The sequence below is a fragment of the Alteromonas sp. 38 genome (genome assembly GCF_902506055.1).
Lineage (GTDB): Bacteria > Pseudomonadota > Gammaproteobacteria > Enterobacterales > Alteromonadaceae > Alteromonas > Alteromonas lipotrueae.
The window spans coordinates 4,323,637-4,349,607 of record NZ_LR733300.1 but is presented as its reverse complement, the minus strand read 5'-3'; the positions used below and the strand labels follow the sequence as shown (position 1 = coordinate 4,349,607).

The window sequence follows — 25,971 nt, the reverse complement described above, 5'->3', positions numbered from 1 at the left end:
TCGTGTTCGCATTTGGCTTATTGGTTACTTTGCGTTAACGAATTAGTTCGGTATTTGTTAACACTTTGTTGGTCAGTATAGGGTGCGAAAATGAAAATGCAAGCGCTTACATTGTTTGATTGTATGCGTTTACATTTTTAGTTAAATATTACAAATACCTGCTGTCTTTTCCCACTTTTTTAACAGTTTGACATCGTAACATTTAGATTATTTTCCATTAGCGCTTGCTTTTTTTGTTCAAACAAATAAGATCAAATGCAAATTGTTATCATTTGCATTATCAGGCAAGAGCTGAATTAAATGACTTATTTTTATACGGTTACCTTGTTGTTAACGGGCTCGCTATTGCCATCACTTGCATTAGCTGACGTAGAGGCGCCGGTTGAACACGTAGTCGTTACGGGAACACGTACACCCAAGCTTTTAGGTGCATCACCGGTAAAAATCGATGTGGTAGATAAAGCGGAAATTTCCAGGCTTAGCAAGGGAACGCTAAGGCAAGTGTTAGAAGTTATGCCCGGTGTGGTAGTTCGGCGCAGCCAAAAAGACGGCTATAACGTACAGCTGAATGGGTTTAACGGCGACCATGTCTTGGTGTTAATTAACGGACAGCCAGTTATTTCTCCTACAGGCTCTTCGGTCGATTTAGATCAAATTAGCGTTGCCAACATTCGACAGATTGAAATTGTACGCGGCGCAGCATCGGTTCTTTATGGTAGTTCGGCCATGGGAGGCGTTATTAATATTATTACTGATGTGCCAGAAGGCGCACAGTTATCCGCCGACTATGAACTTTCTCACTACAGTGATGATGGGCTCGACGGCGATACCCTAGGGCATACGGCTAAGGTTAGTGCGGCTAAAGCGATAAAGCACTGGCAGCTAGGATTGACCGCACAGCATATTACGAACCCCGGCTTCGATTATGACCCAGAATCCGTGTCTCAGGATGGTGGTGCGGTGGATAAATCCTTTGCGCAGTTTTCCTTATCAACAGGTATCAGAGACCTTGATTTTAGTTACAAAGGCCAATGGCTGGATGAACAGAAAGACAAACCTCAGTCCTCTATTCCAGGGCAAGTCAGCATTATCAGCTATGTGTCTAGCGTTACCCAGTGGCAGCACGATGTAAAATTTGCTCAACAGCAGAATTGGCATATTAATGGGCGCTATTTGTCTCACGATGAACAAAGCGGAAACACCAACGGCCTGCGCCAAACCGATATTCAATTAGCAGAAATTGAAGCGCAGAAAATTCTATCTTTGGGCGATGTTGAGTGGGTAGGGGGATTGGTAGCCCATGCTGATAACTTAGATCAGCAAAATGTGGCAACGGGAACGGTAGAAGTTGACGACGTTAGCCGAGAAAGTACCGAAGCCTACTTGCAAGCCAATTGGCAGCAAAACGACACCCAAGCATTGCTGGGCCTTCGAGTACAAAATGATTCTGATTTTGGTTGGCATACGGCGGCAAAGCTTAGTGGTAGTCAAAGCTGGAAACTTGATGAAACCACATTCCAAGTGCGTGGCGGTGGTGGTACTAGTTATCGAGTACCTAATTTAAAAGAACGTTACTACGTGTTCGATCACAGTAACTTAGGCTACATGGTTTTGGGCAATGAAGACCTTGTGCCGGAAACTGCGCTAAGTGCCAATGTAGGGGTGAATGCGCGATTAGCATCTAAACAAAGTCGCTGGTGGTATCAGGCCGATATCGATTTTCACTACACAGAAGCAGAAGACTTTATTACCACCGCGGTAGATGTGGAAGCGTCGCAAGAAGCAGGTCTTGATATTTCTATGTACGAAAACCTTGATGAAGCCACGCTTTATGGTGCTGATTTGAGCGTAAGCGCGCAAAACGATAACTGGCAGTGGCAACTTAATTATAGCTACTTGCATGCCGTAGATGGTGATTCTGAGCGTTTGCCTGAACGACCCACTCATCTAGTGAAAGCCTCAGTGACCTATCAATTTGAAAAAAGTGATACCAGCGTTCAACTGTATGGCGTGCATGAAAACGACGTCTCTCCAACTTCTGGTTACACCGTTACCGTGAAAGACAGCTACACCACCTTAAATGCCGTGGTTCAGCACGACTTTTCTCGCCATTGGCAAACCCGTTTGGGGGTTGAAAACCTTACCGATGAACATCGCTCACCAGATTCACTCGCGGTGGGGGCTTTTGATGCTCGGCCTATTTCAGCTCGCCGAGTTTATTTGGGCGTGAGTTACCAATACTAACCCTCTGGAAAGATCCAGTACTTAAAAACAAAAAACTTAAAAATAGAGAACTTAGGAACCAATATCTAAAGACAGAAAAAGCCAGCAATAAGAAACAATAACAGAATTAGATCATAGCGCCGTTTACTCAATTAATCCCAACGGCTAAACACACAATATAGAAAAGGAAAGAACACATGAATAAAAAATACTTAGCATTATTACTTGCTGTGTCTCTGGGGCTTGTGGCCTGTGGTGGCTCTGATAGTAGCGATCCAATCGTTGAAACGCCTGACCAAAGCGGTGAAGACAGTGACGAGGAAGCAGATGACAGCTCGGGTGATGAAGGTGAAAGCAGCAATGAAGTGGCCACAATTTACGGGCCATATAGCACAGGCAGTACATCTGAACCTGTTGCTGTTTATTTTGATTTAGATACACAAACCCAAGTGACCCTGACTGAAGAAGAAGCCGCGAGCGACACCACCTGGGATATAGGCTTTAAACGCACTTCGGTATTTTTAAACACAGCACAAGAGACGCCGGTAAGCGTCTACTTTACTGCCAACAACAGTGATTTCTACGACGAAAATGGCGCAGCTGTGGCAGATTTATTTCTAAATGCGACCGCTGATAGCGAACTTGATGATTATTTAGCGGTGACAACGAGCGACGTGCCAGATGCAGAGGCATTTTCTACTGATGCTGAGTCTGCCGTTATTGGCGATACCTTTTATAATTATGACACCACAACCCATGTAGTAAGCGCGGCTAGCGATATCTACTACGTAGTGTCATCCGATGAAAACTACACCAAATTCCATGTGACTGACATTGTGACTGAAGGGCGCGGTATTGGTGAAATCACATTGGGCGTCATGCATCAAAGTGTACTCGATGGACAAACTACGTTTGCTGAAGAAGTGTCGCTAAGTGTTAATGCAGTAGGCTGTACTGCGCCTATTTACATCGATTTCGATGTGCAGCAAGAGGTGACTGAAACCGATGCATGGGATATCACTATCCCTTGCGCTGATGAAGCGGGTGAATTTACCCTGTCTATTGCCGACGATGCTACTGTACTTCGTACCGATGCTGACACCTATGCCGGAATAGATACCGAAGCCGCTGCATTTTATGGTTTCAGTGCTGAAACCGTTAGTGACTATGCGTTTACGGCTAACAACTGGTACTACTACGACAGCACAAGTCACTTACTGTATTCCCAGTTTGGGGTATACCTTATTCAAGCGGGCGACAGCGTATTTAAATTCCAAATAACTAGCTACTACGATGAAGACGGTACATCAGGCGCATACAGTTTCCGCGCCGATCCTGTTACCGAGGAATAAGTAATGGCGAAAACCAAATTGCCCAGCTTATTCAGCACGAGAAAAATGCTATATGTACTAAGCGTAATGAGTGTATTTTGGTGTTTAACTAGTGGCAGCGTTCATGCTGCCACTACGTTCTCAGCACTCACAGCCTCCTCAGCACCTATGGCTCACAACCATCAGCAACCTGAAACGCCCCGAATTATTGCTGCAGGTGGCAGTGTAACGGAAATCATTTATGCGCTAGGGCGGGGTGATTGGGTGGTGGCGACAGACAGCACAAGTATGTTTCCCGCCGCGGCGACTGAGGTCCCAAAACTAGGCTATTTTCGCCAACTTAGTACCGAAGGTGTATTAGCTCAACAGCCTTCTTTGCTATTGGGGGCAAGTGCTACAGGCCCCGAACCCATGTTAGAGCAGGTGGCAAATGCAGGGGTTGATGTACACGTTTATCATGTCTCGAAAGACCTCGACGGCTTAAACAAGATGATTCTTGATATCGGTCACAGAGTATCGGCGGTGGAAAAAGCCAAGCAGCTTGTTACTGACTTACATCGTCAAGTGGACGCACAGCGAGTGCTATATTCTGAAGCAATAGCGTCTTACGGAAGTACAGATTATTCCAAAACCATTAGTGCACTTTTCGTGGTTGCGAATAATGATAGAGGCATTACTGTGGCAGGGGCCGATACTGTGCCGCAAGCACTGTTTGATACCTTGGGTATGACCAATATTGCAAGCGATCTCAATGGCTACAAGTTAATGGATGCTGAGTCGGTACTCACCCGTAACCCTGATATTGTGTTTGCTGCAGGGCATATGCTGCATGGCGAGAGTGCGCTGAATTCTCTGTGTTCACACCATGCGATTGCCGCAACATTTGCAGGTCAACATTGTTTAGTCAAAGCGATGGATAGCAATATTGGGTTAGGACTGTCCCCCCGTTTTGCTATTGCGCTAAAAACGGTTGCTGAACATGGGTTACGTGCTTTATCTATAAAAGCGCCAAATACCGCAATTCAAGAGCAGGCTATTCAAGAGAGTATTGTTAAAAGACCTATTAAAGAAAGTACGGCCGTAGATAAAAGCACAAAGACAGAAACTCAGGGTATGGGAAGGTTCGAGTGACAGCGTCTACCTCAACCCACGACTCTGCCACTAGCTCACCGCTGGAAAAAGCGTCGCCGACAAAGCCCCGGGTGACAAATAACACGCTGTCAATAAAGATGCAGAAACATAATGCATCAGCAGTCATAGTAAACCTACTTGTAACGAGGGCAAAGCGTAAACAACATGGTCTAGCACTCCTCGGTGCGATGTTGCTGTTAAGCGTTTACGTAGGCGTTGTGAGTGGTAGTTTATCGATTAACGTGGGCGAGCTTTTGTGGCACGAACTTTCTCAGCTAACTGGGCAGTTTTTCTCTCAAGGCGCGTTGATTGAAGAAAGCGGCGCTAATCGACAGGCAACGCCATTAGGCGTTTCAACAACATTTAATAGCACGCACTGGTATGTGCTTACTGAACTGCGACTACCACGGGTTATTATGACCCTATTTATTGGCGCGCTATTGGCAGTGTCAGGTTGTGCTATGCAGGGCTTGGTGAGAAACCCATTGGCGGATCCAGGTTTAATCGGTATTGCCGGCGGCGCGGCAGCGGCAGCAGCAGTCAGCATGGCTATCGTGCCACCACTTGTACCCGCGCTTGCCTCTGTTTGGGTGGCACTTTGGGCGTTTGGCGGGGCGTTATTGTCCGTGTGGACCGTGTTACGTTTTGCTAATAGTGCGCAAGGTGTATCGGTGGCTACGCTAATACTTGCTGGGGTAGCAATAAATGCGTTCACCGGCACCATTATTGGCGCCATTAGCTATGTGGCTAGCGACGATGCACTTCGCCAAATCACCTATTGGACAATGGGCAGTTTAGCAGGCGCTAGCTGGACAATATGCGCGCTGGTGGCGGCGGCCGGCGTTATCGCTATTACAGGCTTAATGGTGTCTCGAAATGCACTTAATTTATTAGCCTTAGGTGAAAACGAGGCGGCTTACATGGGGCTGAATGTAGCGCGTTATAAGCAAATTATACTGTGGTTGGTGGCATTTGCTGTCGCCCTAGCAACCGCTCTGTGCGGCATTATTGGGTTTGTGGGTTTAGTTGTGCCGCACATGTGTCGCACACTGTTTGGCGTTAATCACAATGTACTCATTCCTGCTTGTGCATTAATGGGGGCTCTGTTGTTGACGGTTGCCGATACGTTGTCTCGTACATTATTCACTCCAATGGAAATCCCTATAGGTATTGTCACATCCGCCATAGGAGCACCTTTTTTCTTGTATCTGTTATGGCAACAAAAAGGGGTATTTAATGGCTCGCTGTAACCAAACTGAATCACAGACGCATGAAACGCTACTCACCCTCATTAATGTCGATGTTATCAGGGGAAAACGACAGCTATTGTGCAACCTCAACCTTGTCTTTAATGCGGGTGAATTTATTGCCCTTGGGGGCGAAAACGGCTGCGGGAAATCATCCCTGCTTACTGTGATAGGCGGCTTAGCGCCACTTGAGAAAGGCGCGCTTTTGTTTAACGGTGAGCCCCTAAGTGAAATAGGTTTGCGAAATCTTGCAGACTATCGCGCAGTCATGGCGCAAAGTGCCTCAACTCCTTTTGGCTTTTTGGTCGATGAAATATTGCAGTTAGCGCGTCATCACATTGTTGAGTCACCTGAAAATCGACATCACATTATCGGCAAGATTGCTGAGCAGTTTGACATTACTCACTTGTTGTCACGAAATATTCAAACCTTGTCAGGGGGAGAGCGACAAAGGGTATTTTTAAGCAAAGCAATATTGCAGTTACTGCCAGTAAACCCACAGAGCAGCTTAGTGGGAAAGTTGTTGTTGCTTGATGAGCCTACCTCGGCACTAGACTTACGCCATCAAAAGTTGGTGATGCAGCAATTGGTCAGTCTCAGTAACCAGGGGCTATGCATAGTTTGTGTGAGTCACGATCTCAATTTAATTTCACCCTATTGCAGCAGAATGATTTTACTGGCTGAGCAGGGGTGTATAGCCGATGATAAGCCGGAAAATGCGCTAACGATAGACACATTAGCACGCTGCTATCACACCCAATTAAACGTTATTCGTAACCAAGAGCACGATGTGTTTGTTACGCATTAATTTGAACAGAAGGAGTTTCTTATGAGCATGCGAGATATTGCATTTTCAGCAAAACAATTAAGCCGAACTCACCACAGTGGTGTGCTAGGAACCCATTCCACTTCAATGCCTGGGTATCCTTTTGGCTCGGTTGTTCCCTATTACCTTACCCCTGCCGGTGATGCCATTATCTACATTAGTGATATTGCCCTGCACACTCGTAATATTAAAGCGAATGATAAAGTTAGTTTGACCATATTCGATGCTGGTGAGGATGACTCTCAAGCCAATGGTCGAGTGACTATTATGGGTAACGCAGAACTGGCTAAAAAAGAGGATGTGAAAGCACAATATCTAAGATTGTTTCCACAGGCTAAAGGTTATGAGCAAACCCACGACTTTAATTTTTACGTTATCCGCGCTGAGCGTGTGAGATTTATCGGCGGGTTCGGGAAAATTCATTGGATCGATAAAGCGTACTGGCAGGTTGAAGAGCAAGAGTGGCATAAGTCGCCAGACGGTATGATCACTCACATGAATGAAGACCATCAAGATGCCATGCAGTTAATTTTACAGCATAAAATCGGGGTGAATATTGAGCATCCTATTATGCACAGTGCCTTTCCAGAAGGTATGCATTGTGGCAGCGAAGAAGCGACCTGGTTTATTCCATTTGAAGCCACCTGTGAAACCTCCACCGATGTTCGAAAAGCCCTTGTCAAACTGACTAACGATGCACGCACGGCATTGAACATACCCAAAGCGAGCTAAAAGATTCGCGCTATCGAAACGTCGTGTTCTTTTATCGCCGCATGTGCTAGACAGCCTGCCATTAATGATAACCCAGCGAAGTGCTTCGCTGGATTATCATCTGTGAATGAAATGTAAAATTCTTCCCTGTTACTACTTGTCGCTATATGAAAGCGCTTACATATAATGCTACACTTCGTTTCGTAGGGTGGCACTATACACAAGCTGCCAATAGAGCACCTTACATATAGTGCTAATACAACTTGGCTTCACACAATCTCAACATCGTTAGTGACCGTCGTATTTATTTTTTTAACGACTGCTTTAGACAGGCGCTGATACATTCATTCGAATAAGGTTTTGTACACATGGAAATTTTAGCCCAACCAGGCTCTCCCTTTATGCAATCAGATTTCACCATGGGTGTGGCGACATCGTCATTTCAAATTGAGGGCGATGCAGACAACAGAGAGCCAAGCATTTGGGATACCTTTTGCAATACACCTGGAAAGATTGCCGATGGCAGTCACGGCCTCGTGGCATGTGATCATGTGAACCGTTTGGAAGAAGACTTAAGCATTATTGATTCGTTAAATGTAGACGCTTATCGGTTCTCTATCAGCTGGCCACGAATTATTAGAAAAGATGGTTCGGTCAATCAGCAAGGGCTTGATTTCTACCTTGCTTTGCTAGCAAAGTTAAAGCAAAACAACATTAAGCCATATGTCACTCTGTATCACTGGGATTTGCCTCAGTATTTAGAAGATGACGGAGGCTGGCTAAATAGAAAAACGGCCTATGCGTTTGCTGAATATGTGGATGTGGTGAGTAAAGCTTTTGGTGATAAGGTTTACTCATACGCCACATTAAACGAACCCTTTTGTAGTGCCTATTTAGGTTACGAAGTAGGGGTTCATGCTCCAGGGAAAGTGGGCAAAGAATTTGGAAAAAAAGCGATACATCACTTGTTGTTGGCCCACGGTTTAGGCATGCGCGTTCTACGCAAAAATGCACCCAATATCGAGGCTGGCGTAGTACTTAACTTTACGCCGTTCTACGCAAATTCTAGTGATGAAAAAGATATTCGCGCCACAAAATTAGCACATGATCATCATAACGACTGGTACATTAAACCGTTAATGCATGGTTGTTACCCTGCTCTTATCGATGACATTCCGGCAGCTCACCGGCCAGATATTCTCGATGGCGATATGGATATCATTTCTGAGAAAATAGATTACTTAGGTGTGAATTATTACACTCGCGCTAAAGTCACCGATGATGGCTCTGAAGATCCTTGTCAATTGCCAGCCCCAGAGGAAAGTGAAACTACCGCAATGGGCTGGGAAGTTTACCCGCAAGGGTTAACTGATTTACTGCTACAGTTGCATAATGACTACCAACTACCACCGCTTATTATCACTGAAAATGGCTTGGCCAGTGATGATACGTTATCGATGGATGGTGTCGTGAACGATGAGCAGCGTATTCGATATCTAACCACTCACTTGCAGGCGGTAGCTGATGCAATTGAAGCAGGGGTCAATATAACAGGCTATTTTGTTTGGAGCTTGTTAGATAATTTTGAATGGGCGCTGGGTTACGAGAAACGCTTTGGTATTATTTACGTTGATTACGATACGCAAAAACGAACGTTAAAAGCCAGTGCACTAAGACTACAACAATTGCTAGAAGAAAGACGAAAAGCGTTAAACGCAGCCTGATAGATGCGCAATTGATTAAAAGTATAAAATAATAAAGATAACGGTGAAGCCAATGGTAAGTGCAAAGGAAAAGATTGCCTACGGGTTAGGCGATACGGCAAGTAATTTCATTTTTCAAACCGTCATGCTGTTTTTGACATTTTATTATACCGACGTTGTTGGCATACCGGCTGCAGCGGTAGGGAGTATGTTTTTACTCGTACGAGTATTTGATGCCGTTACCGACCCTTTAATGGGTTCTTTGGCCGACAGAACAAGAACGCGGTGGGGCGCATACCGCCCCTATTTATTATGGTTGGCTTTGCCTTTTGCGCTTTGCAGCGTGCTTGCGTTTACCTCTCCTGAATGGCTTACCGAAGAAGGTAAGCTTTACTATGCATTTATCACCTACGCACTGCTAATGATAATGTATACCGCCATTAATATTCCTTATTCTGCATTAGGCGGCGTGCTAAGTGCCGATGCTTCAGAACGCGTATCTATTCAGTCTTATCGATTTGTATTTGCCATGGGCGGAGGCCTGCTGGTGACATCATTTATGCTGCCATTGGTTGATTACTTAGGTAATGGCAACGAAGCACTTGGGTATCAGCGCGCCATGATAGTGATGAGCATAGTGGGGATGGTACTTTTTCTGCTTTGCTTTGCCGGTACTAAAGAGCGGGTGAAACCTGCCAATGAAACGCCTGCGCCTTACAAAACCCAGTTAGCGGCTATTTGGCAAAATGATCAGTGCCGAGTGCTTTGTATGGTAGCTATCGTGTTACTCACCGGCATGGTAATGCGAAACACGCTAGCGCTCTACTATGTGAAGTACGTGTTGCAGCGGCCAGAGTCGGCCACATTATTTGTTACCGCCGGTATGGTGGGAAGCATTATAGGCTGTGCGTTGGCGAACCCAGTAGCTAAACGATTTTGTAAAATCAAAGTTTACACCTGGCTTCAGTTAGCCAGCGCAGTAGTGTGTATCGTGAATTATTTTGTGCCTTATCAAGAGTGGTTTACGGCCATTTCACTGCATTTCCTTTGGGGCCTTATCTTGCAAATGGCTACGCCGCTACTGTGGGCAAAAATTGCTGATGTGGTGGACTATGGCGAAGATAAAACGGGGCTTCGTATGACTGGGTTAACGTATTCAACTGTGGTCTTTTTCATTAAAGTTGGACTGGCCTTGGGCGGCGCACTTGCGGGGTGGTTACTCGCATCAGTTAACTATCAACCAGACGCCTTTTCACCGGATGTGGCAAAAGGCATAGTGGCGTTATTTTGTATCGGGCCAGCAATCGCTTCGATAGGTGTTGCGATTATTATGCGCTGGTATACATTAGATAACCAAAATATGTTGGCAATTCAGCAGCGACTTGGGTTGACCACAGACGACGCGCATCGCGGGTCGTAATAATAACTACGCAAAGCAAGGATATACACAGCGCACGTATGCACTGTTAATGCTCTATGGTAACGATTAAGCAAGTAAGTGAACTAGCTGGCGTGTCGTCAGCAACAGTATCTCGAGTTATAAACAACACAGATACCGTTAAAGAGAAAACGCGCCAGCAAGTGCTTGATGCGATGGAGAAGCTTGGCTATCGACACAATGTCATAGCGGCTTCCCTTGCCTCAAATAAAACCCATACCGTGGGGTATGTGGTACCTGAACTACATGGCTCATTCTTTGGTGCCATGATGGCGGGCTCTGAAAAAGTGCTTAGACAAGCCAATAAGCATATGTTTGTGGTGACCGGACACAGTGATGAAGCTTTAGAGAAAAAAGAAATTGAAGCCTTGCTGAGTCGCCGTTGCGATGCGCTTATTCTGCATGTTGAGGCGGTCAGCGATGAGTACCTTGTAGACCTTGCCAGCCAAGATGTTCCTATTGTTGTGGTTAACCGCTATATAGAAGCTATTGGTGAAAAATGTATCAGCCTAGACAATGTGCTCGGCGCATATCTAGCCACTAAGCACCTTATCGATTTGGGCCATACTCAAATTGCTTACGCCGCCGGTGCCTTGTTTAAAGCGGATGGTATCAACCGTTTACTTGGGCATAAAAAAGCATTAAAAGAGGCCAGCTTTCATTTCGATGAAGACTCTGTAGCAGAAGGGAATTTCCAAGCTTTCTCTGGTGAGAAGTGTGTGGATGAACTGTTTAGTCGCAACGTAAGTTTTAGTGCAATCGCCTGTGCAAATGATGAAATGGCATCAGGCGCCATTAACTCACTAAGAAAGCATGGTAAACGCGTACCGGAAGATATCTCTGTCATTGGGTTCGATAACGTCGATTTTGCTAGTTACCTTACCCCTAAGTTAACGACTGTGAACTACCCTGTGCGCGAGATTGGTGCTATGGCATCACGCTGGATTTTAAATCAGGCTTATGGCGATAGGAAAATGACAATGGAACATATTTTATCGCCTAAATTGATTATTCGAGGGACCACCAGAAAATTTGAGTAAATTCAACCAACGACGAATGGTGAAGTTACGCTTTTTTCTGTTATGCTAAATTTTCACACAAATAAAATTTGGTCACCCTATGTTCGTTTCTCGAAGCAAATACTTAGAAAAAGAGTCTCAGGCCTCTCAACTTGAAAGCCGCTATCAAGTTGCCCTTGATAAAATATCAGACTTAGAGTCTGAAAATGCAGAACTTCATCGGCAAGTTACCGAGTTAAGCGATGCCTCAAGGCAAATTGATGACGATGTGGTAACACGTTGTTTAGTTACCTCTTTGAACCAAGTGGAAGGTATACGAGAAACCGTTTTAGGGTCTTATCAAAAAATAAACGCCGAAAACCAATCAATATCAGATATTAATGAATTGTTTGAGCAATCTTCCCACGTACTTACTAAAATTGTTAAAGACATGAGCGGTTTGAATACTCAAATGGTGAGTATGAGCGAGCGCATTTCTGGCTTATCAAGCACAGCCGATAACATTAATAAGTTTGTTTCTACCATTACCAGTATATCGGATCAAACCAACCTACTGGCATTGAATGCCGCTATTGAAGCGGCGCGAGCAGGTGATGCTGGTCGCGGTTTCAGTGTAGTTGCCGATGAGGTGCGCGCACTGGCAACTGAAACAAACAAATCAGCCACAGAAGTGTCTGAACTGGTAAACGATATTATTCAATCTACGGCAAAAGCGGTTTCGGGTGTCAACGAATTAAGAGGTAATAACGAAGAGCTAGAAGAGGGAATTAGCACCCTTAATAGCAGCTATGAAACCATGGTTTCTCATTGCGATAGTATGAAAACGACTATCAACGAGGGCTCCTTAAGTACCTTTATACAGACGGTTAAGCTCGATCACGTAGTGTGGAAGTCTGATGTATATGCGGTTTTATTTGGTTTCAGCGATAAAAAACCAAGTGATTTTGCTGATCACGCCAGTTGCCGTTTAGGAAAATGGTACAGCGAAAATCAAGGTGCTGCTATTGGTAAGTCGTCGTCATTTAGAGAATTAGAAACACCTCATGCGGCAGTACATCGTGCGGGTGTGGCTGCTATCAACGCAAAAGCAGAAGGTGATACTTCAACACTAGAATCAAAAGTAGTTGAAATGGAACGCTCTAGCGAGAAAGTAATGTTGTTACTAGATAAGATAGCCAGCTAACCAGTTAACTCATATACCTTGAATGTGTTTAAAGCGGTATAGACTAAAAGGCTTTTATATTGAGCGATGCTTCAATACCCCCTAGCCCTAAGGAAGTTGCTGACTTAAAAGCTCAAGTGAAAACACTTGAGCGACAACTTAAGCGCCAAAAAGTAGCGAGGGAAAACGCTGAGTGGTTTTTAGAAAGCTACTCAAGCGATGCCTATTCGGCAACCCAAGCCCTGCGTAAAGCATTACATGAATCGAAAAAAAGAGAGCGGGAATTAATTTTTCTAAATCGCTCCGCTTCCCACCTTAAATCTTCCGATAGCGGTGCTAGTTTTATCTTTTCAGCCATTGAATCAGCAGTTGAATTCAGTGATGCCTATTGTGGTCTGGCCTTCATTACGAAAGCGGGAAAGGTGATTCAGGGAGGTGACAACAAGGTTTGGCAAATAGAGAACGGTTGGGTTGATGGCAATGATTTTGCCAAGGTTATTTTAAATGAGCTGCCACTCTCTGTAACAGATAATTATAGCCAATGGTGTGTAAATATCGTTGAAAGGCCAGACACTCATGAAGAAGCTTACGTATTACACTTCATGCAGAATTTGGGCAACGGCGAGCAGGCTTGGCTTGCATTGCTGACCAAAAACAGCGAATTAGATGAAGAGATGTTGTATGTGCTTGATGCAAATAAGCACTACTTACAGTTTGGAATAGGCTACAGAAGTTCCAAACACGAAATCAAGCATCATAAAGCCGCCCTCTCATCGATGGAAAAAGACCAACGCTATTTGCAAGAAAAGCTAATAACTGCAGATAAAATGGCCATGCTGGGTCAGTTGGCGGCAGGTATAGCTCATGAGATTAACAATCCTATAGGTTACGTACGCAGTAACACGTCAGTGGCTGGCGATATTTTTAAGGATTATCAAAGTGCTTTATCGGAAATAAAGGTACTTTGTAAAGACGCAGGTGGAGAAATAGAAGCCCGTTATTTGGCGCTTGAAAACACTTACTCATTAAAAGAGAGTGCCGAGGCTATCTCTGAAATGTTTGAAGAGTCTTCAGAGGGTATCGAAAGAATTATCGATATCGTTAAAGCGCTAAGAGGCTTTTCCTATCCCAGCGGTGGAAAGCGTGTCGCCATCAATGTTGCCGAAGCGATAAACTCAGCCTTGCGAATTACTAACAATCTGCATAAGTACAAAAATAAAGTCATATTCACGCCCCCTGAGACCGCTGTAGAAGTCATTGGCAATGCGGGGCAAATACAGCAAGTACTTGTCAATCTGCTCACTAACGCCATTTACGCCACGGATGAAGGCAAATGCATTAAGTTTGATGTTGAATCAGTAGAAGGGGATGCGGTCATTACTTTGCAAGATGAGGGCAAAGGTATGTCAGAGGAAGTCATTGGCAAAATGTTTACGCCATTTTTCACCACTAAACCGCCTGGCGATGGTACTGGTCTTGGCATGTCTATTTCACTCACTATTATTGAAGAACACGGCGGCCAGTTTGAAGTAACTAGTGAAATCGATAAGGGAACCACAATTAAGGTGCGCCTACCGCTCGCGTAACTTTTTAGATTATATCAATATAATTATTATCTTATTCTTTTGCTACTTTAGTATTAATCTTCCCAATAATGTTCTACGCTTTTAGGCAATTACCAAGAAATAGGGTTCTCCTATTTACTTTTAACACCGCTATAGCAATGGATCTTATTAGTGAAGAAAAGCCAGTCTGTCACCCAACGCGAATACAAATTCCCTTCTCATTACCGCCTTATCTCTTCTACTGACAAACGTGGTGTTATACAACATTGCAATGACGAATTTGTGGAGGCAAGCGGGTATAAACGAGAAGACTTGATAGGAAAAAACCACAACATTATTCGTCATCCGGATATGCCCTCTGGTGTGTTTAAAGAAATGTGGCGAACCCTAGAGTCGGGACAAAGCTGGGCTGGGTTGGTCAAAAATAGAAGAGAAAATGGCGACCACTATTGGGTGTCAGCATTCGTCACTCCCGTATACGAGGGGGGGAACGCGGTGGGTTATGAGTCAGTTAGAATTCATGCCGCCGATAAAGAGATAATACGCGCGTCGAGCATATATGGCAGACTATCTGCCGGAAAATCGCCAATTCCCTTTGCTGCAAAGCTTGGTCAAACACTTTCACCCATGTCACCCATGATAGTGGTAAGTTTACTATTGTTGGTAGCGATTGGCTTTACCGCTGGTTTAGTACCCCTAGGTGTTACTTTCATTGCATTACTGACTATGATGTTTTGGCAATCGGCAAAAAGCCGGAGCTACTGGCGGGAATTTCTTTCGTTAAGCCCTGCCAGTTACAGTAATGCACTTGTGGCACAAACATATTATGCCGATGTGGATTATATCGCTCAGGCTAAGTTGGCGTTAGGTTGCGAACTAGCGCGTACTCGCACGGCATTAACCCGTATTAAAGATGCATCTGACGGGTTAGAAGGTATTGCGGTTTCAACTCACAGCCAAGCTGAGTTAACCAGTAAAACGATTATTCAGCAGAATCTTGCCACCCAGCAAATTGCCACAGCAGTAACTCAAATGAGCCAGGCTATTCAAGAAGTGGCTGAACGGGTAGAGAGCAATGCGGTTAGCGCTAGAACTGCCGCGACTAACGTACAAATGGGTAACGACAAAGCTGAAGAAGCGATGCAGGCCATACTGTCATTAAAAGGCGCGGTGGAGTCAATTTCCGATACCGTTACCGAACTTGCTCAGTCCACCAGTGATATTGGCGAAGCCGCTAGCATCATTTCTAGCATCGCTGATCAAACTAACCTGCTAGCACTAAATGCTGCTATAGAAGCTGCTCGTGCTGGTGAGCAAGGGCGCGGCTTTGCTGTTGTTGCCGATGAGGTGCGTACGCTGGCTTCTAAAACTCGCGTGTCCACTGATAAAATTCACAACATTATTCAAGAGCTTGTTGATAGAACGGAACGGGCCGTAAAGGTGTCTTCGGAAGGATTGGTGTCTGCTGAGCACGGCAGTGCAATTGTTGAAGAAACCCGAGGCGCACTACAAGAAATCAATAATGCAGTAAGCGGTATTGCCTCTGCAACCGTTGAAATGTCCTCTGCTGTAGAAGAACAAAGTACCGTGGCCGAGCATATTAATCAGCAGCTCGTAGATGTAGCTGATAGTGCGGAAGAAACGCAGAAGTCATCAGAAGCCTCGCTCAAAGTTGGTCGAGATCTTCGTGACACCGTAAATCAAGTTAACGGGTTAATTGCTCGTTTTAACACGGATAAACGCACAGGATAATCTGTGCTGATTGTTTTTGAGCGTGCTTTTAACCATTTTATATTTACGTTAGCTCCACGTAAAAGCACGCCGAGCTTTTCTGCAACGCCTATCCGTTGGCTTTAAGCTTTACCACGTCGGCACTCTCATCTTCTAGTACACTCTGGGCTGTCGCACCTTTAAAAATTTTGCTCACCTTGTCTTTATTCTTAGACAACATGATAGTGAGTTCTTCAACAAGGCTATCTTCAATGCCTAAGCCCTTTGCTTGAATGTATTCAGCAAGGTTGTCGGCAGCGTCGAGCATTTTATCGTACTGATCTGCTTCTTTTTTATCGGTAGTTACCAATTTTTCTACCCCTTTGTGCGTGACAACATACTGCGTGGTAATGGCCATGTTAGGTCCCCTTAAATGAATAGACCATAAAACTGTACAATATTTAACTGGATAAATAAACAGTATTTAAGGTTTTTTGATATTATTTTTTTTCAACTTAAGTATAGTGACTACATGGGTGAAAAAACCGCTTTAACATCGCCACGCCCAAGGTCAAAAATTTACGTTTTTCTTTTTAATTGCAGTCTTCAATTAGTCTTTATCTAGCAATGTAACATCGAATAACAGTAAATTTATCAAGAGGTGCGTCACTGTTTCTTATTAGAGCGTGAAATCGAGTGCCGAAAATCGGCGTGATAAAGATGACTTAGATACGAAGAGGATGTAATGAATTCTTCAATTGAGCGAGATATTCGCACTATTCAATCGATAGAAGCTGTTCCACATATTATGAAAATGTTATCAGACGCCACAGGTCTTCGCTTTATTTGCGTGGCCAGAGTGACTGAAGATAATTGGACAATGTGTGCTGTTCTCGACGAGGTGAATTTTAATTTAATACCTGGCGATGAACTCGATATCAAAACCACCTTTTGCAATCAGGTAAGAAAATCTACGAAACCAGTAGTGATTGAGCACGCTAAAGAAGATACCGTTTATCGAGAAAGCGAAATACCCATCATGTATGGCTTCGAAAGTTACTTTTCTTACCCCATTTACAACAAAAATGGTGACTTTTTCGGTACGCTTTGTGGTTTAGACCCACTTCCTGCGGTATTAAAAACCGATAAAATTGAAAATCAAATAAAGTCTTTCGCCGAGCTGATTTCAAGGCAGATGGAAGTGGATGAGCGCCTAATCGCGGCTGAAACTAATCTTATCAGCGAGCAAGCTGCCGCTAAATTGCGTGAGCAATATATTGCTATTTTAGGCCACGATTTGAGAACACCATTATCGGCGCTTAAAATGGGTGTAGACTTCCTTGTTGACCATGCCAGCGATGCCACTTCCCAAAAAGTGCTATCTCGAATGGATAACAGCGCTAAACGCATGACGCGACTCATTAGTGACGTGATGGATTTTACGCACGGGCAAATGGGCAAGGGGATTCAATTAAACGTTAAGCCAGTGAGCGATTTAGAAAGCGTTTTAGCTCATACGGTAACTGAACTATCGAGCTTGCATTCAGACCGAGACATACGTGCGAATATCAATATAGACGGCACCTTTTCATGTGACCCGGAGCGTATCAGCCAGTTACTGTCTAACTTGCTGATTAACGCGATCGTACACGGCGATAGAGCGCAGCCTATTAAAGTGATAGCCAATGTAGAACAAGAAACACTTACAGTTAGCGTGTCTAATGGGGGGGCCCCAATAAGCGCTGATGTTATCGATAAGCTATTTCATCCATTTTGGCGAAATGAAAACAACAAAAAAAACGGTGGCTTGGGTTTAGGTTTGTTTATCGCCTCGCAAATTGCTGAAGCACATAAAGGCAGCTTGATGGTGCATTCCGATGAGAATGAAACCGTGTTTTCTTTTAAGGCAGCATTGTAAACTACAAGGTTAAGCATCGGGCTTAGCCTTTTAAACACCTAAACTTTTAAACAATTAGCTCGGTTTTATTGCAGTTATAGTTTTGCTCTCTACCTGAATCAACCATGGCTTTTGATAGCCGCTTCAAAAGGTCGACGAGTCCCGCTACCAACCCCATTATTAAGCGTATTTAGCCCTATATCATCAAAACATGCGCAAACATAAAATTTGCCGGTGATTAATGCTTGTACAAAAGCAGGTATGTGCGTATAATCCGCGCCCTTACAGCCACCCTAACTAGGTTCCTTGTCTCTATACAGTCTGGCTGTACTGTCGAGGCTACAACCGTAAGGAGCAATAATGCGTCATTACGAAATCGTATTTATGGTTCACCCTGATCAGAGTGAACAAGTACCTGGTATGATCGAACGTTATACCACTATTCTTAAGCAAAACGATGGTCAGATTCATCGTTTAGAAGATTGGGGCCGTCGTCAATTGGCATACCCAATTGAAAAGCTGCACAAAGCCCACTATGTATTGATCAATGCTGAAGCGACTGCTGAAGCTGTTGACGAGCTGGAAAATGCTTTCCGCTACAACGACGTTATCTTACGTAACATGGTAATGCGCACTAAAAACGCTGTAACCGAGCCTTCTCCTATGACTAAAGAAGAGCGTCGTGAGCGTCGTGACGATTCTGCACCTCGTACAGAGCGCGCAGAAAGAAGACCTGAATCCACTGAAGATAACGCTTAAGGAGATCACCCATGGCTCGTTTTTTCAGACGTCGTAAATTCTGCCGTTTCACTGCAGATGGTGTGACTGAAATCGATTATAAAGATATCGCTACTCTTAAGAATTATATCACAGAGAGCGGTAAGATTGTCCCTAGCCGTATCACTGGTACAAGCGCAAAATATCAGCGTCAGCTGTCTTCTGCGATTAAGCGCGCACGTTTTCTTGCGTTGCTTCCGTACACTGATTCACACAAGTAATTTGGCGTAATTAAGGGGTAGTTAAGATGAACATCATCCTACTAGATAAAGTCGCCAATCTTGGCGGTCTGGGCGACCAAGTAGCTGTTAAAGCTGGTTACGCTCGTAATTTCCTGTTTCCACAGGGTAAAGCAGTTCCTGCAACTAAAGCGAACGTTGAAAAGTTTGAAGCACGTCGTGCTGAACTTGAAGCGAAAATCGCTGAGCAGCTTGATGCTGCTAATACACGTGCTGAAAAACTAAATGAACTTGCAGAAGTAACTCTTGCGGCGCCAGCTGGCGACGAAGGTAAACTTTTCGGTTCTATCGGTACACGTGACATTGCTGATGCAATCACAGCAGCTGGTGTTGAAGTAGCTAAAGCGGAAGTTAAACTTCCTACTGGCACACTTCGCGACACTGGCGAATATGACATCGACTTACAACTTCATTCTGATGTAACCACTTCTATTAAAGTGATCATCATTGCTGAAGCATAAGCGCTGACGTATACGAAAAAACCGCTCTTATGAGCGGTTTTTTTATATCTGCATGCATCTCAACCACCTCAAGGTTATTCGCATTACATACTTCCTCATAAAAGACTCACTATACTTTCGCGTTTTCTAGATTTTCCCACGTACTCTTCTTATGATCTCATACACAAATATGATGCTCATCAACATCTGTCGTCAATATGTAACAAGTTATTAATTATTTCGTTAAATTAATGATAAATTACGACCGTTGGTCGTCGATAGATTGCTGTTTTTTACAGCATTAAACGAAAATGTCGGTTAACCCATAAATTGTTCTTAATATAGCTTTAAACTTTTCCTGTCACAGTTGCGACCTATAGTAATCCAAACTACAAAAAGCATAGTGCTTCATTATGGACATTACACGTGCAGCAATAAAAAATGCGTCTGGGGTAGGAATTGGCATCGCAATATTAGTCTTTCTTGGGCTATATAGCTTATTCAATTTGCCAGTTCAGCTTTTTCCAGACATTGAAAGACCCAATATCAATATCCAAACTTCCTGGCGGGCAGCGTCTCCTCAAGAAATTGAATCGGAAATAATAGAACCACAAGAAGAGGTGCTTCAGGGAATACCTGGGCTGGTCTCGATGAACGCGTGGTCGAATCAGGGAAATGCGTGGATTAACCTCCAATTTAGTTTGGGTACAGACATGCAAAAAACCCTTATTGAAGTGATAAGCCGCATGAACAGAGTGCCGCCATTACCTAGGGATGCGTTGTCACCCAATATTATGTTGGCAGGCAGCGGGGGGGATGCGCCTGCGCTAACCTACTTTTTTATGCAGCGACTGCCCGGCAACCCTAACGAAATAAATACCTACGTTACCTACTTCTCGGACGTGATAAAACCTCAGCTAGAATCTATACCCGGCGTAGCCCGTGCCCGTATGGAAAGTGGGGTAGGTGGCGAAGAAGAATTCCAAATTGTGTTCGACCCTTTCAAGGCGGCGCAACTCGGTATCGATTTAACCGCTATCACTACCGCATTGGGGCAAGCTAACGATGTTTCTGGTGGGTTTGTGGATGTTGGACGCCGCCGGTATACCCTGCGTTTTGAGGGGCGTTACGAACCGCAAAAAATGGGCGAAATGATTTTAGAATGGCGTGATGGCAGCCCAATCACACTAAGTGATATTGCTGAAATTACTATTACCCGCGCAGATGGAGCTAATTATAGTGTACAAAACGGCAACCCCGCTATTTCTATTCGCGTTGATAGACGAAACGACGCTAATGTTCTCGCTACGCTGGATGCGGTAAAGAAAAAAGTTACCGAGATAAACAAAACTTACCTAGAAGCTGAACAATTGGTAATGGTTCAGTCCTTTGATGCTTCTATATTTATTAAGCGAGCGGTGCAATTGGTTACCAGTAACCTGTTCATCGGGGTTATGCTCGCTATCGGCATCTTGTGGTTGTTTATGCGCCAATTAAAAGCCACGCTCATTGTCGCGCTTGCTATTCCTATCTCTTTACTCAGCACGTTTGTTGTACTTCAAATCACGGGGCGTTCACTGAATATCATTTCTCTTGCTGGGTTAGCGTTTGCGGTAGGAATGGTCTTAGATGCCGCCATTGTGGTGCTAGAGAATATTGTTCGCTTAAATAAAAAGGCCATGTGTCGCCAGGAAAGTGCTTATTTAGCCACAAAGGAAGTATTCGGGGCCTTAATGGCTTCGACAGCCACAACGGTTGCTATTTTTATTCCGGTGATGTTCTTAAATGATGTTGAAGGACAGTTGTTTGCAGACTTAGCCTTAACCATCGCTATTGCCGTATGTATGTCGTTAGTGGTTGCCGTAACGGTTTTACCCGTTGTGGCTAGCCGTTGGCTTATAGAAGATGTACCCGAAGACAAATTATTGCCACTGTGGAAATCCATCACCACTAAAATTATGACCTTATCATCAACAGGTATGCGTCGAATTATTATGATAGTGGCTCTGATGGGCGTTCCCATCACAGGCAGCTACTTGTTAATGCCATCAATGGACTATTTGCCCCCCGTTAAGCGAGATGCGGTAGATGCCTTCTTAATGTTACCCGCAGGTGCGAGTGAAAATTTTGTCGCTGAAGAGGTGATGCCGGTCATTGTCGAGCGATTAAAGCCCTACATGGAGGGTGAAAAATCTCCGGCGCTTAAAAACTACTACATCATCACTTGGCCCAACGGCGGCACTTTAGGGGTAAGGGCTAAAGATCAGTCTCAAGTAAAAGCGTTAGAGGCCATTGTGCGAGATGAGGTACTAAAAGATTTACCTGATACTCAAGCGTTCGCGCAACAAGGTAATTTATTCGGTGGCTTTGGTAACGGTCGCTCGATTGATATTCATTTACAGGGTACAGATCAAGCCATGCTGAGCGTAGCGGCGCAAGCGGGCATTGATAAACTAAGAAGTATTTTCCCCACCGCCAATGCGCGGGCGAATCCACCGTTGGAACAGTCTGAGCCTGAACTGCAATTTTATCCCAACGACAGTCGATTAGTTGAGGTAGGGTTAAATCGCGGGCGTATGGCGGGTTTAGTGCGCGCAATGGGCGATGGAATGTATGTGGGTGAGTATTTTAATGGCACAAAGCGGATGAATATCATTTTCCGCTCAGAACCATGGTCAACCCCTGAAGATTTAAGTGCTACGCCAATAATGACCCCCATGGGGGAAGTGGTGCAATTAGGTGAGCTTGTCGAGATGAAACGAACGGTAGGGCCTAGTCGCATTCAGCGTATTGATGGTAAACGCACACTTACGCTCAATTTTAATCCGCCTGACGGTATGAGTTTAGAAGATGCCATGACGGTGATTAAAGCCGATGTTGAACCGGCTATTATGGCGATGATGCCAACAGATGGGGCAATTCATTATGGCGGCAGTGCCGATAGCTTGAAAGGGGCAATTGCCTCAATGGCAGATAATTTTTTGTTTGCTATGTTATTGCTTCTTCTTTTAATGGCAGGGCTATTCAAATCGCTTAAAGACAGCGTGTTAGTGGTACTGTCTATTCCACTGGCCACCGTGGGCGGCGTGGCGGCCATTAAAATCATGAATAGTTTTACCTTTCAACCGATGGATTTACTTACCATGATTGGTTTCATTATTCTGCTTGGTCTAGTGGTAAATAATGCCATTTTATTGGTGCACCAAACCCGAGTGGGGCAAGCTAATGGGCTCAATCGTGACGATGCCGTGGAGCAGGCAATCCAATTGCGGCTTCGACCTATTTTTATGAGCACACTGACGTCTATTTTCGGCATGCTCCCTCTTTTATTACTCCCTGGCGCTGGCAGTGTTATCTATCGCGGGTTGGCAGCGGTGATAGTCGGAGGGATGTCAATTAGCACGGTGTTCACCTTAGTGTTGCTGCCCACTCTACTTAGACTGACAAGAGCCGACTTTGGCTTCAAAGACAAAGTAAAAGTCCCGATTGATGGTACGCCGAGCGGTATGCCAACAAAAATCGTAAAACTAAGCAAATTTTCAGACTTAAATTAAAGGATGCAACCACTATGAACATTAAAATAGCCCTCGTAGGCATTAGCGTGTGTTGCTTGTCGCTGAACCTTATTGCACAAGAAGCGGAGCAAGTGCCTCCTGCGATGTTGGTTCAAGTTGATGAAGCTAGAGAAGAGGCGATAACCGCATTAACTTGGGTGCCTGGTACCGTAATGAGTCGAACTGATTCAGATGTCGCCTCTGAGGTTGATGGCCGAATCACGTGGATGGCGAATGTAGGAGATAGTGTCGCAGCGGGTGAGGCTTTAGCAAAAATTGATGATACCCGATTGCAAATCACGCTCAGTCAAAATCAATCTAATATTGCAAGGTGGCGCGCTCAGGTTACCTTGTTCGAAAAGCGCTTGGCACGTTACGAAAATTTGGAAGCCAGTAAAAACACGTCGCGAGGAGAATTGGAAACCGTAGTGGCTGATTTAGAAAATGCACGTCAGGAGCTAGAGCAAGCCACACTGGCAAAAAATTTAACTGAATATCACATTCGACAAAGTAGTGTAAAAGCGCCATTTAACGCCTTGGTGGTTGACCGCATACAAACCCCAGGGGAATACACGAGTATTGGTCAAACACTGATTAGGGTGGTAAATCCCAATAATATCGAGGTGCAGGTGAAGGCGCCGCTCTCCGTATTACCCTTTATCGAGAGTGGCATGCAGGTTAATGTGCTAAGTAAAACCCACGGGGTAATGGAGTCGGTGCGGGCTATTGTCCCTGTGGGCAATGAAAATTCTCGCATGATGGAAATGCGTATCGCGCTTAAACCTGGAGACTTTCCAATTGGAAGTGCGGTAAGGGTGGCGGTGCCGAGTAGTGAGGAGCATGGTGGCGTGACTATTCCTAGAGATGCACTCGTTTTAAGAAAATCCGGTACTTACATTTACCAGCTCAATCAAGACAATGAGGCTCAGCAAGTTAAAGTAGAAACCGGTATAGGTATGGGGAGTAGAATTGAAGTATTTGGTGAAGTAGACCCCACTCAATTAGTTGTCATTCGCGGGGCCGAGCGTTTAAAACAAGGACAAAAAGTGCGTCACGAGTGGGAGGGGGATAGCCTGACAGCGCGCAACTAGCCTTTTCGGCTTATGCGTGCGCATTTATCCCGCCATTCATCATCAATAATGGGTAAGTTAGCCAAGTTGGTCGCTAATTCGACATCGGTTTTTGTGTGCGCACAGCGCATGAGTGTTTGCACATTAACGGTGTCGTCCTCTCTGTTAACCAAGGTTACTGAGTCTCCGACGTTAATTGCACCGGTTTCAAGCACGCGGTAATACCAACCTGTTATCCCTCGCTCGCCTACAAATCTGTCTAGGTTTTGAATATTGAAACGCTGGGATATTTTACTGCATGGTGCTCGCGGTGCACTCACTTGCAGCACAACCTCACCAAACTTCCATACGTCGCCGATATAAACCGTGGCATCGTCCATACCATCCACACTGATATTTTCCCCAATACTACCGGGTTCAAACACACCCTCTGGGAAATGTTTGCGCAGCGTGAAGTAATGAAGGGGGCTAAATTGATGCAAAACCTTTTCAGGCCCACCATGAAGTTTCTTGTTTGATTGTTGATCTTCATCGGTACAATCAAGATGAACGGTTAGCTGTGAAACCGCGCTTTTTACAATACTACTCGGGGCACCACGAGGGCCAAGTGGTTGGGGCTGACCTGCGAATAAAGCATCAACTTTCAAGGGTGAGGACATACAAACTCCAAAAATAAGTTATTGCTAATTTAAACCTTTATCACATAGGGTACGACTAACCTTTTAAGAATAACAAGAAGGTAAGCCAAAAATGTTGAAAAAATCGGTTTACGAAAAAAAATGAGATTGTCATGGAGCGCACTTTAGCAAAGGTTACCAACTTGACTAACGATGATGAAAGCCAGCACGAAGCCGCGGTTCTCCTCGCGGCTAAGCAGGGTGATAAAGTGGCCTACAAAACCTTGTATCATAACCATGTCGGGCGAGTGTACGCGCTGTGCTTCCGTTTAACAGGCGACCGTGGTCTCGCCGAAGACGCCACACAAGAAGTATTTATTCAGTTATGGTCAAAGTTAGACAGATTTGACGGACAAAGCCAGTTTTCAACTTGGTTACATAGTGTATCAGCCAATGTGACCGTGTCGTATTTGCGCAAACAGCGCAATTGGGTGCAGCGTATGTTTAATATTGAAACCAGTCCAGCGATGGAGATGCCAGCAGAGGCAGACAGTAGCCAAGTCGATTTAGAAGCATTAGTGGTTAGATTGCCACAAAGAGCACGAATGGTCTTCGTACTGCACGCTATTGAAGGCTATAGGCATGAAGAAATTGCACAAATGTTAGACATGGCAGTAGGCACCAGCAAAGCGCAGTTTCACCGCGCTAAACAACTGCTAAAAACCTGGATGGGGTGTGAAGATGAATAAGTTTGATAAAGCCTTAGAGGCTGAGATTCAACGCCTACCTAAAACTCGTGAGCCTGAAAGAGATTTATGGCGCGGTATTGAATTGTCACTACACAGCCAAGTAAGCGGCAAAGCCGATGAAAATGGGCTAAATAACGAGCCCTCAGGCCAAGACAAGCGCGGCACAATTGCTCGCTTATCTACCAAACCTTGGTTGGCGATGGCAGCGAGTGCGATGCTAGTCAGTGTTATATGGTTTTTCTCGCCAGCTTTTACCACGGATGAAACAAGTGGTGAACAACCTAAGCTCGCAGGCTATGCGTTAGTTGATGCACTAAGTGAGCAGCAAGATGATCAGATGACATCCTTGCTAGCAAGTTACGACAGTGCGCCAGAATTAAGTGAAAACTGGCAGGCGCAATTAAAAGAATTAGACGATGCTGCTGGCGTGATAAAAGCAGCATTAAAAGATGATCCAAATAATCGAGCACTATTAAAGATGTTAAAACACGTATATCAACAGCAAATCACATTAATTGAGCGAGTGCACGCGCCCAAATGGCAACAAATTTAAGGAGTTTTA

22 protein-coding genes are annotated in these 25,971 nt (G+C 44.7%); 20 read left to right on the top strand and 2 right to left on the bottom strand.

Translation table 11 applies throughout. From position 1 onward, the window contains the following. Positions 1 to 300 precede the first annotated feature (300 nt). The 12 genes from FLAVO9R_RS18765 to FLAVO9R_RS18710 all read left to right on the top strand — a co-directional run bounded on the left by FLAVO9R_RS18765 (position 301) and on the right by FLAVO9R_RS18710 (position 16,108). Positions 301 to 2,244 (top strand): TonB-dependent receptor plug domain-containing protein, encoded by a 1,944-nt coding sequence (locus tag FLAVO9R_RS18765; protein WP_159533791.1) that lies wholly within the window; start codon positions 301 to 303, stop codon positions 2,242 to 2,244. Positions 2,245 to 2,420: 176 nt separating this feature from the next. Next, positions 2,421 to 3,575: an HmuY family protein gene (locus tag FLAVO9R_RS18760; RefSeq protein WP_159533789.1), complete on the top strand. Its 1,155-nt coding sequence runs from the start codon at positions 2,421 to 2,423 to the stop codon at positions 3,573 to 3,575. A gap of 3 nt (positions 3,576 to 3,578) precedes the next feature. Continuing rightward, positions 3,579 to 4,685: a heme/hemin ABC transporter substrate-binding protein gene (locus FLAVO9R_RS18755; RefSeq protein ID WP_159533787.1), complete on the top strand. Its 1,107-nt coding sequence runs from the start codon at positions 3,579 to 3,581 to the stop codon at positions 4,683 to 4,685. Positions 4,686 to 4,783: 98 nt separating this feature from the next. Beyond that, on the top strand, positions 4,784 to 5,935 hold the full coding sequence (locus FLAVO9R_RS18750) for a FecCD family ABC transporter permease (protein WP_159534738.1): 1,152 nt from the start codon (positions 4,784 to 4,786) through the stop codon (positions 5,933 to 5,935). Then, positions 5,922 to 6,740: an ATP-binding cassette domain-containing protein gene (locus FLAVO9R_RS18745; protein ID WP_159533785.1), complete on the top strand. Its 819-nt coding sequence runs from the start codon at positions 5,922 to 5,924 to the stop codon at positions 6,738 to 6,740. The genes FLAVO9R_RS18750 and FLAVO9R_RS18745 overlap by 14 nt, the downstream gene beginning before the upstream one ends. 21 nt (positions 6,741 to 6,761) lie before the next feature. After that, positions 6,762 to 7,490: a HugZ family pyridoxamine 5'-phosphate oxidase gene (locus tag FLAVO9R_RS18740; protein ID WP_159533783.1), complete on the top strand. Its 729-nt coding sequence runs from the start codon at positions 6,762 to 6,764 to the stop codon at positions 7,488 to 7,490. Positions 7,491 to 7,837: 347 nt separating this feature from the next. Continuing rightward, positions 7,838 to 9,193: a GH1 family beta-glucosidase gene (locus tag FLAVO9R_RS18735; RefSeq protein ID WP_159533781.1), complete on the top strand. Its 1,356-nt coding sequence runs from the start codon at positions 7,838 to 7,840 to the stop codon at positions 9,191 to 9,193. Positions 9,194 to 9,245: 52 nt separating this feature from the next. Then, positions 9,246 to 10,592 carry a glycoside-pentoside-hexuronide (GPH):cation symporter gene (locus FLAVO9R_RS18730; protein ID WP_159533779.1) on the top strand — a complete coding sequence of 449 codons (1,347 nt, stop codon included), beginning with the start codon at positions 9,246 to 9,248 and terminating at the stop codon, positions 10,590 to 10,592. A 56-nt stretch (positions 10,593 to 10,648) separates the two neighbouring features. Further along, entirely contained in the window at positions 10,649 to 11,650 is a 1,002-nt protein-coding gene (locus FLAVO9R_RS18725) for a LacI family DNA-binding transcriptional regulator (RefSeq protein ID WP_159533777.1), read from the top strand. 79 nt (positions 11,651 to 11,729) lie between these two features. Next, on the top strand, positions 11,730 to 12,812 hold the full coding sequence (locus tag FLAVO9R_RS18720) for a methyl-accepting chemotaxis protein (protein ID WP_159533775.1): 1,083 nt from the start codon (positions 11,730 to 11,732) through the stop codon (positions 12,810 to 12,812). A 59-nt stretch (positions 12,813 to 12,871) separates the two neighbouring features. Beyond that, positions 12,872 to 14,377, top strand: a complete 1,506-nt coding sequence (locus FLAVO9R_RS18715) for a sensor histidine kinase (protein WP_159533773.1) — start codon at positions 12,872 to 12,874, stop codon at positions 14,375 to 14,377. Between the two features lie 150 nt (positions 14,378 to 14,527). After that, positions 14,528 to 16,108 (top strand): methyl-accepting chemotaxis protein, encoded by a 1,581-nt coding sequence (locus tag FLAVO9R_RS18710; RefSeq protein ID WP_159533771.1) that lies wholly within the window; start codon positions 14,528 to 14,530, stop codon positions 16,106 to 16,108. A gap of 88 nt (positions 16,109 to 16,196) precedes the next feature. Here FLAVO9R_RS18710 and FLAVO9R_RS18705 read toward each other — a convergent pair whose 3' ends face one another. Next, positions 16,197 to 16,484, bottom strand: a complete 288-nt coding sequence (locus tag FLAVO9R_RS18705; protein ID WP_129740309.1) for a YebG family protein — start codon at positions 16,482 to 16,484, stop codon at positions 16,197 to 16,199. Between the two features lie 327 nt (positions 16,485 to 16,811). On the opposite strand from FLAVO9R_RS18705, the gene FLAVO9R_RS18700 reads away from it, so the two are divergent. From FLAVO9R_RS18700 to FLAVO9R_RS18675, 6 genes are all read left to right on the top strand, one after another. Continuing rightward, positions 16,812 to 17,984 (top strand): GAF domain-containing sensor histidine kinase, encoded by a 1,173-nt coding sequence (locus FLAVO9R_RS18700; protein WP_159533769.1) that lies wholly within the window; start codon positions 16,812 to 16,814, stop codon positions 17,982 to 17,984. A 339-nt stretch (positions 17,985 to 18,323) separates the two neighbouring features. Beyond that, positions 18,324 to 18,722, top strand: coding sequence for a 30S ribosomal protein S6 (gene rpsF / locus FLAVO9R_RS18695; RefSeq protein WP_013786398.1), 399 nt, complete (start codon positions 18,324 to 18,326; stop codon positions 18,720 to 18,722). 11 nt (positions 18,723 to 18,733) lie between these two features. Then, positions 18,734 to 18,961, top strand: a complete 228-nt coding sequence (rpsR, locus tag FLAVO9R_RS18690; protein WP_013786397.1) for a 30S ribosomal protein S18 — start codon at positions 18,734 to 18,736, stop codon at positions 18,959 to 18,961. Positions 18,962 to 18,987: 26 nt separating this feature from the next. Continuing rightward, positions 18,988 to 19,440 (top strand): 50S ribosomal protein L9, encoded by a 453-nt coding sequence (rplI, locus tag FLAVO9R_RS18685; RefSeq protein ID WP_159533767.1) that lies wholly within the window; start codon positions 18,988 to 18,990, stop codon positions 19,438 to 19,440. A gap of 392 nt (positions 19,441 to 19,832) precedes the next feature. Then, positions 19,833 to 22,973, top strand: coding sequence for an efflux RND transporter permease subunit (locus FLAVO9R_RS18680; RefSeq protein ID WP_159533765.1), 3,141 nt, complete (start codon positions 19,833 to 19,835; stop codon positions 22,971 to 22,973). Positions 22,974 to 22,987: 14 nt separating this feature from the next. Beyond that, positions 22,988 to 24,064 carry an efflux RND transporter periplasmic adaptor subunit gene (locus tag FLAVO9R_RS18675; protein WP_159533763.1) on the top strand — a complete coding sequence of 359 codons (1,077 nt, stop codon included), beginning with the start codon at positions 22,988 to 22,990 and terminating at the stop codon, positions 24,062 to 24,064. On the opposite strand, the gene FLAVO9R_RS18670 is transcribed toward FLAVO9R_RS18675, so the two are convergent. After that, positions 24,061 to 24,702, bottom strand: a complete 642-nt coding sequence (locus FLAVO9R_RS18670) for an MOSC domain-containing protein (protein WP_159533761.1) — start codon at positions 24,700 to 24,702, stop codon at positions 24,061 to 24,063. The two genes, FLAVO9R_RS18675 and FLAVO9R_RS18670, sit on opposite strands and share 4 nt — an antisense overlap. A gap of 131 nt (positions 24,703 to 24,833) precedes the next feature. Between FLAVO9R_RS18670 and FLAVO9R_RS18665 the strand changes: the two genes are divergently transcribed. Next, positions 24,834 to 25,409: an RNA polymerase sigma factor gene (locus tag FLAVO9R_RS18665; RefSeq protein WP_159533759.1), complete on the top strand. Its 576-nt coding sequence runs from the start codon at positions 24,834 to 24,836 to the stop codon at positions 25,407 to 25,409. Beyond that, positions 25,402 to 25,962 carry a hypothetical protein gene (locus tag FLAVO9R_RS18660; protein ID WP_159533757.1) on the top strand — a complete coding sequence of 187 codons (561 nt, stop codon included), beginning with the start codon at positions 25,402 to 25,404 and terminating at the stop codon, positions 25,960 to 25,962. The genes FLAVO9R_RS18665 and FLAVO9R_RS18660 overlap by 8 nt, the downstream gene beginning before the upstream one ends. Positions 25,963 to 25,971: the final 9 nt, after the last annotated feature.